The organism is Terribacillus sp. JSM ZJ617, assembly GCF_044383785.1.
In the GTDB taxonomy this organism is placed as follows: domain Bacteria; phylum Bacillota; class Bacilli; order Bacillales; family Amphibacillaceae; genus Terribacillus.
Genome location: NZ_JBISEQ010000002.1, coordinates 699,527 through 711,958, shown reverse-complemented (window position 1 = coordinate 711,958; position 12,432 = coordinate 699,527). Strand labels below are relative to the sequence as shown.

The following is a 12,432-nucleotide window of genomic DNA, read 5'->3' as shown; positions in this document are numbered from 1 at the left end:
AAAATGAGAATATTGAAGTTAGGCCTTATCGGCCATCCAGTGGAGCATTCTTTATCACCATGGATACATACACAATTCATGGAACAGGCTGGTATCGAAGGAGAATACAAGTTATATCCGATCGAACCAGGTGTTTTTGATGAAAAAATTACTGCATTAATGCAAAGCGGGATTGATGGCTTCAATATTACAGTTCCATATAAACAGCGCATCATTCCATTCCTTGATGAGCTCGATCCAGATGCAGCGAAAATCGGGGCTGTGAATACCGCAGTACGAAAGAACGGCAAATGGATCGGGTATAATACGGATGGAGCGGGCTATGTGCGTGCATTGGAACAAGTGATCCTCTCGAAAGACTCCTTGCATGTGCTTATGCTTGGCGCAGGGGGAGCTGCTCGCGGAATATACCGGGCACTGGTTGCTAAGGGTTTCCGCTATATCGATATCGCCAATCGCACTGTTTCCAAAGCTGAGCAGCTGCTTCAATTACAGGAACCGGAAACCATTACCGAGATTCTGTCTTACGAGGAAGCGCAACAGAAATTGGGCAGCTATGACATTATCATCCACACGTCCAGTGTGGGAATGAGCCCGCATGATCAAGAGCAGATCATGTCATTAGCCAACTTGAAGCCTGAAGCGGTGGTTAGTGATATCGTCTACAAACCGATTGAAACGATGCTGCTTCGCAGTGCCAAACAGCAGGGAGCCATTATTCATCATGGCCATAGCATGCTTTTATATCAAGCACAGTACGCATTTGAAATCTGGTCGGGACAGCAAGTCATGATCGGGGACTTATTGAATCAGCTGGAACAAAGATTAACGGAGGAATAATATGTTAACAGGTAAACAAAAAAGATATCTTCGCGCACAAGCGCATCATTTGAAACCAATTTTCCAGGTAGGGAAAATCGGTGTGAACGATAACATGCTCGTCCAAATCGGCGAAGCATTGGAAAAAAGGGAATTGATCAAAGTGAGTTTGCTTCAGAATTGTCTGGATGAGAAAGAGGACGTTGCTGCAGCAATCGAAGAGGGGACAGGTGCCTCTATCGTTCAAATCATCGGCAGTACAATCGTCCTTTATAGAGAATCAGAAGATAATAAACAGATCAAGCTGCCGTAAAGGAGTAAGACATGAAAAAAGTCGGATTATTGGGGGGGACATTCGATCCGCCCCATCTCGGACATTTGTTCATTGCGCAGGAAGTTCAGCACAGACTTGGACTGGATGAAGTCTGGTTCATTCCTGCCCACGAAGCACCGCATAAAGAAAAGTCCCATACCGATGCGGTTCTGCGTCTCGAGATGGTGCAGGCGGCTATTGCGGATAATCCTATTTTCCGTATGGATCCGATTGAGGTGGATCGTTTAGGTAAATCCTATACATTTGATACAATAAAACTGTTGCAGGAAATGCACCCGAATACTGCATTCCATTTCATCATCGGTGCTGATCTGGTGGAGAGTCTGCACACGTGGCATCGTATCGATGATTTAATTGAGATGCTGACATTCGTAGGCGTCGGCCGGCCTGGATATGAGCTGGTGACAACTTATCCTGTCACTTATGTCGATATACCGGAGCTTGAGATATCATCAACCATGATCCGGGAACGAGTCGAACAGGGAGCTCCAGTACACTATCTTATTTCAGGCGCAGTGTTCGATATAATAAAGGAGCAAAAGCTGTATGCAGAGAGATAAGGCATTAGCGATCGTTGAAAAACAATTAAAGAAACCACGGTATGATCATACTATCCGTGTAATGGATACAAGCATCAGGCTGGCCAAACAGTATGGTGCAGATGAAAAAAAAGCAGAACTAGCTGCTATTTTTCATGATTATGCGAAGTATCGGCCACTTGAGGAAATGAAACGCTGGATCTTATCAGAACAGCTGCCGAAAGACTTGCTGGATTATCACCATGAATTATGGCATGGTCCGGTAGGAGCGCTGATGGTAAAGCGCGAAGTCGGTATTAGCGACCCGGAGATACTGCATAGCATCACGGTACACACAACTGGATGTGTTGGTATGTCCGTACTTGATAAAGTAGTATTTCTTGCAGATTATATTGAACCAGGCCGTGCTTTTCCCGGCGTGGATGATGTACGTAAAATTAGTGAGAAGAATTTGGATAAAGCGTGCTGGATGGCTTCCCGGAATACGATCAATATGCTCGTCTCGTTAAACAGGAAAGTATACCCGGACACGTTCCATGCTTATAATGATTTATTAAACTCTACTGGAGGTAACACATAAATGGAAACTATTGATTTAGCACAAATAGCAGCAAATGCTGCAGATGCGGTAAGAGGGGAAGACGTTGTCCTATTGGAAATGAAAGAGGTCTCCTTGATTGCTGATTACTTCATGATTTGTCATGGAACGAGCGAACGCCAAGTGCAAGCTATCGCCAGAAGAATAAAAGAGAAAGCCGAAGAAGCTGGCGTGGAAGTGAAGCGTTTGGAAGGGTTGGAACAGTCAAGATGGGTGCTTGTCGATCTTGGAGATGTAGTTTGCCATGTATTCCACATCGATGAACGCAGATATTATAATTTAGAACGCCTGTGGGGAGATGCGCCGCAAGTGGAACCGGTATTCTCCCAAGAAAGCTGATGGCCGCATACGAGCGGCTTGCCGCCGTATATGAACGTCTGATGCAGGATGCGCCTTATGAGCCGTGGCAGCAATTCATGCAGCAAATATTCCAAAAGCATGCCCAGATCGAGATCAAAGAGATAGCAGACTTAGGCTGTGGAACAGGATATGTCACCAGACAGCTTGCAAACGCAGGCTATCAAATGACAGGGATTGATCAATCTGAAAATATGCTTGCCTATGCTGCTTCCCGTGATACGAATCAGCAAGTGCGCTGGATACAGCAGGATTTGCGGGAGCTGGAGTCGATTAAAGCGGATGCTGCAATCAGTATGTTTGATGTGGTCAACTATATAACGTCACCGGAAGATGTAAAGCAAGCTTTCTCCAGGGTATGGCAGATGCTTGCTCCTGGCGGTGTTTTCTTGTTCGATGTCCATAGCATACGCCATATGGAAGAGGACTTGGCCGGTGAGGTTTTTGCTGAAATTCATGATGACCTTTCTTACACGTGGTTCTGTGAAACCGGCGAAGAGAAAGGAGAGGTATTCCACGACCTCACTTTCTTTACAAAAGAAACTCACTCGGATAAATACGATCGTTTTGATGAATATCATCATCAGCGTACATATTCCATTGAAACGTATATCTCCTGGCTTGAGGAAGCAGGCTTCCAGGTGTCAGGGGTATACGGTGATTTTGATATAGAACGGACAGAGCAATTGGAAGAAGCAGATCGACTATTCTTTGCATGTTTGAAAAACCAGGAGGCATAATGCTGCTACCTGGTTTTTTTATGCAGGAAAAGCGGAGTATGTGTCGAAATGTTAGTTGTACAATCCCTTCTGAATTGCTTCCTTTTCTTCACGGAATTTGCGATGAGTTGCTTGGAATAATTGAGGAAACTGTTCTGTTGTTTCCTTCTCCAGCACTGCGATTCCTTCTCCTGTAATACCGCCTTTCACACAAACCTTTTTTATCAGTTCATCCAATGTATAGTGCCCGTTTGCCAAGAGAGTTCCTAGTCCGATCAGCATCTCCGAAGTTAAATGAGTGGCTTGTTCTTTGCTGATTGCTGTTTCCTCCACTGCGCCATCGATAAATCGCTGCGCAAGGTAGCTGAAGAAAGCCGGTCCGCAGGAAACAATATCTGAAGCTACTCTCGTTATATCCTCTGGAATATAAAGTGGATTAGAATAGCTGCTGACTAAATCGATCAGTGCGGCTTTATTACGATTTGACAGACTTGTTCCGAATGTCAGCAAAGTCGTTCCCGCTGCAGCTCTGTTCGTAATACTTGGGATGGCCCGTGCTACCTGACATGGTACAAGAACTTCGAGATCTTCAATGGAATACGGACTAGTGATGGAGACTAGTACTTGATCCGGCTTTAATATAGGGTGAAGCTCGTGACAGACACCAGGCAAGTGAGGCGGGCGCACACAGAGAAACAAAATATCAGCATATTCCGCAATGTGGCTAATGGAATCAGCCACATGGATGGATGGATAAGCTTCTTTCCACTTCGCAGTTTTTTCAGCAGAACGGTTTAAAATCATAATGTCTTCCTGGTTGATGGATCCGGAGTTTACCCACGTCTCCAGCAGCATACCTCCCATATTTCCAACTCCGATTATTCCCCATTTCGTCATTCTAAACTCCTCCTCTGCCCATTTTCTGCTTGTTGCCCATTTACGCTGTTATCAAACTTATGCTTTAACGATATAGATTATGAAAGGAGATTTATGGTGCAAATCGTCAAACAATATAGCTGGGCTATCATACTCGCTGCTGCAGTATGTGTGGTTTTAGTCATATGGATCCGGGAGCCTAAGGGTGATGCTGCTGTTCAGCAGCTTGAAGAACCTGAAAACCCTTCTGAGAATCAGTTGTTGCTTGCAGAAACACCAGCTGAAAAAGAGCCGGTGCCTGATCACAGGAAGTTTGTAGTAGATATAAAAGGAGAGGTTCAGAACCCCGGAGTATACGAGCTTGCTCCAGACAGCCGTGTGGAGCAGGCGATAGATGCAGCTGGCGGGCTGACAGATAAAGCGGAGGGGAGGAGTATCAATCTGGCCCAGCAAGTGGCAGATGAACAGGTTATTTATGTTGCGGCTATCGGAGAAGGAGCGGATTTACCAGCTCAATCTGCGGGGACGAATGCTTCATCGGACAAAATCAATATCAACCAAGCAGACAGCGAGGAACTGACGGAGTTGAACGGCATTGGGGAAGCAAAAGCGCAGGCTATCATTGCTTTCCGGGAGGAAAACGGTCCTTTCACTTCTATTGAGCAGCTTACAGAAGTACCCGGCATCGGGGAGAAATCATTAGAGAACATGAAGGAACAGATCAGCTTGTAGAGCTGTTGACGGATGAGAAGGGGGATTGTACACTTACTCTAGAAAAGGAAAGGTGGCGAAGCGTCATGGAACGAATCGCATGGAATCAATACTTTATGGCGCAAAGCCATTTGCTGGCATTGCGCAGCACCTGTCAGCGTCTGATGGTTGGTGCGACTGTAGTCCGAGATAAACGGATCATCGCCGGCGGTTATAATGGCAGTGTCACTGGCAGCAAGCACTGCGTCGATGAAGGTTGCTACGTAATCGATGGTCATTGCGTGCGGACAGTACACGCAGAAATGAATGCCCTCTTACAATGTGCGAAATTCGGTGTACCAACCGAAGGAGCTGAAATTTACGTTACACATTTTCCGTGCTTGCAATGCTGTAAAGCCTTAATTCAAGCTGGTATCAAAACTGTCTATTATGCGAATGATTACAAAAATCATCCTTATGCGGTAGATCTTTTTGCTGAAGCAGGTGTCAAGACGCAACAGGTAGAGCTTGATGCAGTTGTAGTGGATACGAAGCCGCAGGAAACTCAAAACCTGATGGAAAAAGTAGTGGAGAAGCTCAAGCAGCTGGACGATACCGAAAGTCTGCAGCTTGCTGAAGAAGCTGCTTCTCGTTATCAGCTTCCAACCAAAGAACGGATATGATCGGAAGATGGCATATTGTCGCGCTGGCAGCCCTTGGCGGGATGCTGGCGCATTCCTTACATTTCTCCATCTTGCTGCTAATAGTTGTTTGGCTATGCCTCATGTATTACACAAGGCGAATACAATTTACACTCCTGCTTCTGTCCTCGCTTGCTTCACTGTTATTTTTCGGCAACAGTATCCTCGGCCAAAAAACACCCCCTGAACTACCGCTGGATAAGCCAATTCAGCTCACCTCCGCTATATCAGATATCTCCGAAACAAATGAGCGGATTCAATTCACTGCAGAAGATCCTTCTGGTTCCCCTTCTATCCAAGTGACCTATTTCAAACAAGAAGCTAATGAAGTATTAACTGGTTTATCTGCAGGTGCTAAATGTGTCATCAAAGGCAGAATTATCCAGCCAGATCCAGCTACTAACCAAGGACAATTTGATTTTAAGCGTTATTTACGGCGGCAAGGTATTTTTTACGAAATAGAACTTCAAAATCTCCAGGATATCTCTTGTACTGGAACATCACGATTCAATCAGCTGTTAAAGGCGAGAACTGTGTTTTTAGAAAAAGCGGATAAGAACCTTGATTCTCATACCGCCGCATGGGTGCAGGCGATGATTGCTGGGAAAGACAGCAATTTGGATGAGGGGACGGTAGAGCTTTTCAATCGCTGGAGCTTGTCACATATCCTTGCCATCAGCGGCATGCATATCGCATTATTTTCTGCAATCCTCTTCTTCCTCTTCACAAAACTCCAGATTCTAACGATAGAGAAGACCTATTGGTTTTTATTTGTCTTTTTGGCTGTTTATCCCGTATTTGCAGGCGGGGAACCGTCGGTTTGGCGTTCTGCTTTAATGGTGATGCTCATCATGGTGCTGATGCGCTTTCGCATTAGGCTGCCTATCATCGATAGCATCAGTATCGTTTTCTTACTTTTACTTGTCCTCGACCCGCATTATCTATACCATATTGGTTTTCAATTTTCGTTTCTTGTCAGCTTGGCATTGCTTTTATCGGCCCGCCTTTACACTGGCTCTTTTATAAGTGCGCTGCTGGAAACAAGCCTTTTAAGCCAGCTCGTCATCCTTCCTCTGCAGGTCTCCCAATTCTACTTCTTGAATCCATTGTCTGTTTTAATGAATCTCTTTGCCATTCCGTTCTATACGTTTATTGCTATTCCTCTTTTGCTGTTAATAAGTATCCTGCTATACCCTTTGCCACAGTTTGCTGCTCTTCTAGGGGAGTGTTTTCGTTTTCTAAATGAATTATTGATCCGATTTATTGAATGGGTAGATGTTGCAGCTTTTTATCCTTGGGTAACAGGCAAGCTTCCAATTGGTATCTCTATAGTTTATTTTCTGATTCTTGTTCTATTTTGCTCAGCGTGGGAGAAAGGCAGGCGAAGGATTGCTCTTTGTTATGGTGCTTTACTTACAGCAGTTCCGCTTGCTGCAGCGCTGCTGCCTTATACGAGCAGTACAGGATATGTCACGATGCTCGATATCGGGCAAGGAGATGCATTTGTCATCGAATTACCTTATCGCAGAGGTGTTTATTTAATTGATGCAGCTGGCAGTGTCGGAACAGACTTTAAGCCGACTGATAAGAATTTCAAGCAGGTAATCAAACCATATTTGTATGAGCGGGGAATTGCCAAAGTCGATGGCATCTTTGCTTCGCATGCGGATCATGATCATATCGGGAGTATCGGTAAGCTGACAGAGGAATTTCATGTGGATTGGGTACGTACTTCTGTCTATTTTGACCGTTCAAAAGCAAAATCTTGGGATTCGGATATAAAGATATTACCTTGGAAAGCTGGAGAGATGATCCGTCTTCCGGGCTGGGAAATCCAGCTGCTGGCTCCTTCACGTGATAAAAAGGATCCCAACAAGAATTCGCTTGTCATGTATACGGTGCTGGGCGGAAAGAGCTGGCTTTTTACGGGTGATATTGGCAAAGAGGAGGAAAAGGAAATCATCCGGAGTTATCCGACTTTACGAGCGGATGTACTGAAGGTCGGACATCATGGCAGCAATACTTCGACTGATCCAGCGTTTCTCCAGCATGTGAAGCCGGAGACAGCGCTGGTTTCGGCTGGCCGGAACAACAGATATGGCCATCCGTCTCCAGAAGTTGTTGATGCATTGTCACAACAAAACATCCGTATCTGGCGTACAGATACGGATGGGGCGGTCGTCTATGCCTTCTCAGGGAAGACAGGCACATTTAGCCCGTTCCTCCCATAAGATACGGTAGTTATAAATGAGGCAAATGAACTTACCACAGGCAGCAGGTACTTACCTCGATTAGCAAGAGTTGTCACCAATAACTTGCATGATTAAGGATAACCTAGAGGTAAGAAAACACCGCTTCGCGTTACAGCCTCCGGAGCTGGATAACAAGAGCGTTCATATAGATTGGGGGGGAACGTATTATTGTTCTCCTCTGTTCCACCTTGCGTTAATTCCTATTTGCCGATACGATAAACAATAGGATTACGTAGGAGTGAGAACATGTCATATACTGACGCTTTAAAAGCAATCAAGAAAAAGGATTTTTCACCTATATACTTACTATATGGCACCGAGTCCTATTTCATGCAGGATATAAAGGAAAAAATAGAGAAACAATTCGCCCTTTCCGATGGAACGAATGTTTCCGTCTACGATTTGGAGGAAACCCCAATCCAGGAAGTTATTGCGGATGCAGAGGAATATCCTTTTTTCAGCGAACAAAAATTAATTCTCGCTTACAACCCTTTCTTCCTGAAAGCGAAGCCGGATAAGTCGGCAGTGGATCATCGTTTGGAAAGCCTGGAACAGTATGTAGAGAATCCAGCAGCTTGGACGACACTCGTTTTATTAGCTCCATATGAGAAGGTAGATGAGCGGAAGAAAATCATCAAGAGCATCAAAAAGACAGGGCAAGCTGTGGCTTGTCTGCCGGTAAAAGAGTGGGATTTGTCGGATTGGATCGTCACGTTAAGCAAAGAGCATCAAATTGTGCTGGAAGATGCAGTTGCTGATTTGCTCATCCAGGAGGCTGGAACAGATCTTTCCATGCTGCGCGGAGAGATCGAAAAGCTCGCACTTTATGCAGGCGAGGGAAGTACGGTAACCTTGGAGATGGCAGAATCACTTGTTTCCCATCAACAGACAAGCTCTGGATTAAAGCTGGTTGACAGCTTGATGGCGGGTGACTTAGCAAAGGCGATTTACATCTTTCATGATCTGATCAAGCTTAAGGAAGAGCCGATTGCATTGATAGCATTGCTTGCATCCCAATTCCGGACGATTTTACATGTCAAGCTTCTCAAGCATAAAGGATACAATCAAGCAAAGATGGCAGAAGTAACGAAGGTTCATCCATTCGTGATCAAGCTTGCATTGAAGCGGGAAGCAAACTTCTCGGAAGAAGAATTGAAACATATTCTGTTCTTAGCCGCTGAAACGGATGCGGATTTGAAGCAGGGACGTATGGAGAAGAACCTTGCCTTTGAACTGCTGCTTCAGCAGATAGTAACAATACGAAAAAAAGCCCGGATGGTTTAATAAACCGCCGGGCTTTTTTCTATTAAAAAACGATTCCCTTAAGGAATCGTTCTTCTAAAGCATATTATGCGCCAAGAGCGTTAACTTTTTTAGTCAAGTTAGACTTCTGACGGTTAGCTTTGTTGCGGTGGATGACACCACTTTGTGCAGCTTTATCAATTTTGCTTGAAGCTGTTAGAAGAGCTGTTTTAGCAGTAGCAGCATCGTTGTTGGAAACAGCAGTTTCCACGTGTTTCACTGCAGTACGCAAATCGCTTTTCAAAGCTTGGTTTCTTAGACGAGCATCGTTGTTTACACGAACGCGTTTAATCGCTGATTTAATATTTGCCATGTTTGATTCACCTCCGGCACATTTCATCTTACAACAAAAGCCATTGTACCAAAGCAGAGCGATGTTTTCAACAATTCTTTTCACTGATGGTGTCACTTTTCGTATGATTTGCTGTTAATCTGCTTATGCTAATGCTGACATTTGTGAAAAGTGGAGGGATGATTTTGATCAAGCAGCTGCAAGTACGGACGGATTTGGCTATCGAAGCAAAGGATCTTTATACATCGAGTGAACAGAAGCAGGGGACAGCAGCAGGTATTTCGGTAACAGAGAAAAAGACAGAAGGTATCACCGTCAATTATGTACAAGTAAATGAAGAAGGCGCAAAGCAGATCGGAAAGAAACCAGGCATCTATATTACGATTCATACCGAGGCAGTAAAGAATCAGGACACGAAACAGGAAGAGGAGACAGCACTTGTACTTGCGAAAGAACTGGAACAAATGCTGACTGAAAACAATATTCCTACTAATGCGACAGGTTTAATTGTCGGACTTGGAAACTGGAATGTGACACCGGATGCTTTGGGACCGGAAGTGATTGAGAAAATCATGGTCACCAACCATTTATTCAAGCTGCAGCCAGAATCAGTGGAGGAAGGCTATCGGCCGGTCAGTGCGGTATCACCTGGTGTGATGGGAACCACTGGTATTGAGACTAGCACCCTTATCCACGGAATAATTGAAAAAACGAAGCCGGACTTCGTCATAGCAGTAGATGCTTTGGCGGCTCGTTCGGTCAGTCGTGTGAATAGCACAATCCAATTATCCGACACAGGTATCCATCCAGGCTCGGGTGTTGGCAACAAAAGGAAAGAGCTGAGCAAAGATACGCTTGGTATTCCTGTTTTCAGTATTGGCGTTCCAACCGTCGTCGATGCGGTCACCATTACGAGTGACACAATCGATTATCTCTTCAAACACTTTGGGAGAGAATGGAAGGAAAAAGACAAGCCGTCAAAAGCACTTGTGCCGGCAGGGATGCGTTTTGGAAAAAAGGAACTAACAGAAGAAGATTTACCAAGTGAGGAACAGCGTCAGGCGGTCTTCGGGATGGTTGGCGGTCTTAGTGAAGGGGAGAAGCGTCAGTTGATCCATGAAGTGCTGACTCCTCTTGGGCATAATCTTATGGTAACACCGAAGGAAGTGGATGGTTTTATTGCCGATATGGCCCATGTCATAGCAGCTGGCATTAATGGCGCTCTGCACGAAAAGGTCAATCCGGCGAATCTCTCGGATTACACACGCTGATTTCTTTCAGAGGTTCTACTTCGAGCTTCTCTCTCATAGATTCTAGTAGAGTTCAACTAGATTCAAAAAGAGAGGAGCTTCTTTCTTGGGAAAAAAGAAGAACAGCTTTAAGCGAAAGCGTTCAGGCGTACTGTTCATATATAAGCGGACACTTATCCTTGTCGGCTCCATCCTTTTTCTATTGACCGGTATAGCGGCGCTAACTTCTGCTGGGCCGGCGTACCGGCTGTCCTCACAAGCCATTACAGATTGGACAAGACAGCTTGACAGCAGCATATATTTGCATATACTCGGAAACGAAAATAAGGTTTTCGAAAGTGTTAGACCAGAAGAAGCTCCATCTATACAGATATCTGCCATTCTTATGCAAATGCTGACAACCATTAAACCGGATGATCCGAGGACTCTGCTCGGCTCCGAAATACCAGGATTCTCACTATATGAAAACCAGATTGTCATTGCAGGAGAAGGGACAAACTATACGAACCTTCCGATTGAGTCGGCGCAGCCGGATCATATTATCGAACAAGAGCCTGTACAAGTGAAGGAAGAAGAGGCTCCGCCAGAGAAAGAGGAGCAAAACCCGACGGAAGATAGTCAGGAACAAAAAGACGAGGAACCTGCACCTTCCACAGGGGAAAAAGATGTTGTTTATATCTATCATACACATAATCAGGAGTCCTATCTGCCTTCATTGGATGCGCAGCAGGAAGATAACGCTTATAACAAAAATTCTAACGTTACCGATGTTGGGGAAGCAATGGCAAAGCGGCTGGAGGAGCTGGGTATCGGGACAATAGCTGACCAGACTGATATAGGAGCTATTTTGAATGAAAATGGCATGGCTTATCATCAATCCTACGATGCCTCAAGAGGAGTGGTGGAAGCTGCTGTAGCAGAAAACAAGGATGTTTCTTTCGTTTTCGATATTCATCGGGACAGCTTGAAACGGAAAGACACGACCAAGGAAATCGAAGGTAAAACATATGCAAAAGTCGTCTTCGTCGTCGGCGCAGAGAATAAGGAATTTGAAAAGAACTTGAAGCTGGCAACGGATCTGCACAAGAAGATTGAAGCCGAATACCCAGGCTTGAGTCGTGGTGTCATCACGAAACAAGGCGCTGGAGTCGACGGTGTTTATAATCAGGATGTATCTGACAAAGCAGCTCTCCTGGAAATAGGGGGGGCGGAGAATACACTGGAGGAAGCGACGCGTACGGCGGAAATTTTTGCCGAGATATTTGCGGATTATTACTGGGAAGCAGAAAAAGTTCAAGGAGGCCAAGCAGGATGAAATATGTAGTAATTGTTCTCACGATGCTGACGTTGTTCTTTGGCGGTATTTTGATAGGGATGGAAAAAGAGGATGTACAGCAAATAGAACAGCCCCCTGCTGCAGGACTGCAGGAAGGAAAGCTGACTGCATCTGCTTCATTTGATGGTACGAAAGAAGAGCCCGTGTTCGAAAATACTGCACCAGTTTCGGATGAAGGGGCAGACAGCTCCATCGTACAGCAGCTGGCAAGCGGTCTTGGAAGTCTGTTCACAGGTATCTGTTCGGTTATCATCACAGCGATCGAACAGCTTTCCAACGCTTTGTTCGGCTGAAGCAAAAGCGCTTAAAAACATTGAATAAACAGGGCGCAATTGCTATAATCAATGCTAGTTATTGTTACGGCTGC

The 12,432-nt window shown here is 45.1% G+C and carries 15 protein-coding genes; 13 read left to right on the top strand and 2 right to left on the bottom strand.

Translation table 11 applies throughout. From position 1 onward, the window contains the following. The first annotated feature begins 3 nt into the window (after positions 1–3). From aroE to ACH6C1_RS09850, 6 genes are read left to right on the top strand one after another with little or no spacing between them, the layout of a single operon-like run. Entirely contained in the window at positions 4–840 is an 837-nt protein-coding gene (gene aroE / locus ACH6C1_RS09875; protein ID WP_374076681.1) for a shikimate dehydrogenase, read from the top strand. A gap of 1 nt (position 841) precedes the next feature. Next, on the top strand, positions 842–1,132 hold the full coding sequence (gene yhbY, locus ACH6C1_RS09870; RefSeq protein ID WP_095222457.1) for a ribosome assembly RNA-binding protein YhbY: 291 nt from the start codon (positions 842–844) through the stop codon (positions 1,130–1,132). A gap of 11 nt (positions 1,133–1,143) precedes the next feature. Next, entirely contained in the window at positions 1,144–1,713 is a 570-nt protein-coding gene (locus tag ACH6C1_RS09865) for a nicotinate-nucleotide adenylyltransferase (RefSeq protein WP_374076678.1), read from the top strand. Beyond that, positions 1,700–2,272, top strand: coding sequence for a bis(5'-nucleosyl)-tetraphosphatase (symmetrical) YqeK (gene yqeK / locus ACH6C1_RS09860; RefSeq protein WP_095222459.1), 573 nt, complete (start codon positions 1,700–1,702; stop codon positions 2,270–2,272). Before ACH6C1_RS09865 ends, yqeK begins: the two co-directional genes overlap by 14 nt. Beyond that, positions 2,273–2,629, top strand: a complete 357-nt coding sequence (gene rsfS, locus ACH6C1_RS09855; RefSeq protein WP_095222460.1) for a ribosome silencing factor — start codon at positions 2,273–2,275, stop codon at positions 2,627–2,629. Then, positions 2,629–3,387 (top strand): class I SAM-dependent DNA methyltransferase, encoded by a 759-nt coding sequence (locus ACH6C1_RS09850; protein ID WP_374076675.1) that lies wholly within the window; start codon positions 2,629–2,631, stop codon positions 3,385–3,387. Before rsfS ends, ACH6C1_RS09850 begins: the two co-directional genes overlap by 1 nt. Before the next feature lie 51 nt (positions 3,388–3,438). On the opposite strand, the gene comER is transcribed toward ACH6C1_RS09850, so the two are convergent. Next, complete coding sequence (gene comER / locus ACH6C1_RS09845) at positions 3,439–4,263, bottom strand: late competence protein ComER (RefSeq protein WP_374076673.1); 825 nt, start codon at positions 4,261–4,263, stop codon at positions 3,439–3,441. Positions 4,264–4,356: 93 nt separating this feature from the next. Between comER and ACH6C1_RS09840 the strand changes: the two genes are divergently transcribed. The 4 genes from ACH6C1_RS09840 to holA all read left to right on the top strand — a co-directional run bounded on the left by ACH6C1_RS09840 (position 4,357) and on the right by holA (position 9,169). Then, positions 4,357–4,974: a helix-hairpin-helix domain-containing protein gene (locus ACH6C1_RS09840; RefSeq protein WP_374076671.1), complete on the top strand. Its 618-nt coding sequence runs from the start codon at positions 4,357–4,359 to the stop codon at positions 4,972–4,974. 65 nt (positions 4,975–5,039) lie between these two features. Next, positions 5,040–5,615 (top strand): ComE operon protein 2, encoded by a 576-nt coding sequence (locus ACH6C1_RS09835; RefSeq protein ID WP_374076669.1) that lies wholly within the window; start codon positions 5,040–5,042, stop codon positions 5,613–5,615. After that, positions 5,612–7,864, top strand: coding sequence for a DNA internalization-related competence protein ComEC/Rec2 (locus tag ACH6C1_RS09830; protein ID WP_374076667.1), 2,253 nt, complete (start codon positions 5,612–5,614; stop codon positions 7,862–7,864). Before ACH6C1_RS09835 ends, ACH6C1_RS09830 begins: the two co-directional genes overlap by 4 nt. Positions 7,865–8,131: 267 nt before the next feature. Beyond that, on the top strand, positions 8,132–9,169 hold the full coding sequence (gene holA, locus ACH6C1_RS09825) for a DNA polymerase III subunit delta (RefSeq protein ID WP_366247195.1): 1,038 nt from the start codon (positions 8,132–8,134) through the stop codon (positions 9,167–9,169). A 64-nt stretch (positions 9,170–9,233) separates the two neighbouring features. On the opposite strand, the gene rpsT is transcribed toward holA, so the two are convergent. After that, on the bottom strand, positions 9,234–9,500 hold the full coding sequence (gene rpsT, locus ACH6C1_RS09820; RefSeq protein WP_095222467.1) for a 30S ribosomal protein S20: 267 nt from the start codon (positions 9,498–9,500) through the stop codon (positions 9,234–9,236). A gap of 158 nt (positions 9,501–9,658) precedes the next feature. On the opposite strand from rpsT, the gene gpr reads away from it, so the two are divergent. The 3 genes from gpr (at position 9,659) to ACH6C1_RS09805 (ending at position 12,358) form a co-directional block, all read left to right on the top strand. Continuing rightward, positions 9,659–10,750, top strand: a complete 1,092-nt coding sequence (gene gpr / locus ACH6C1_RS09815; RefSeq protein ID WP_095222468.1) for a GPR endopeptidase — start codon at positions 9,659–9,661, stop codon at positions 10,748–10,750. Between the two features lie 85 nt (positions 10,751–10,835). Further along, the gene (gene spoIIP, locus ACH6C1_RS09810) at positions 10,836–12,044 is read left to right on the top strand and encodes a stage II sporulation protein P (protein WP_374076664.1); all 1,209 of its coding nucleotides are present in this window, start codon (positions 10,836–10,838) and stop codon (positions 12,042–12,044) included. After that, positions 12,041–12,358 carry a hypothetical protein gene (locus ACH6C1_RS09805; RefSeq protein WP_374076662.1) on the top strand — a complete coding sequence of 106 codons (318 nt, stop codon included), beginning with the start codon at positions 12,041–12,043 and terminating at the stop codon, positions 12,356–12,358. Before spoIIP ends, ACH6C1_RS09805 begins: the two co-directional genes overlap by 4 nt. The last annotated feature ends 74 nt before the right edge of the window (positions 12,359–12,432 follow it).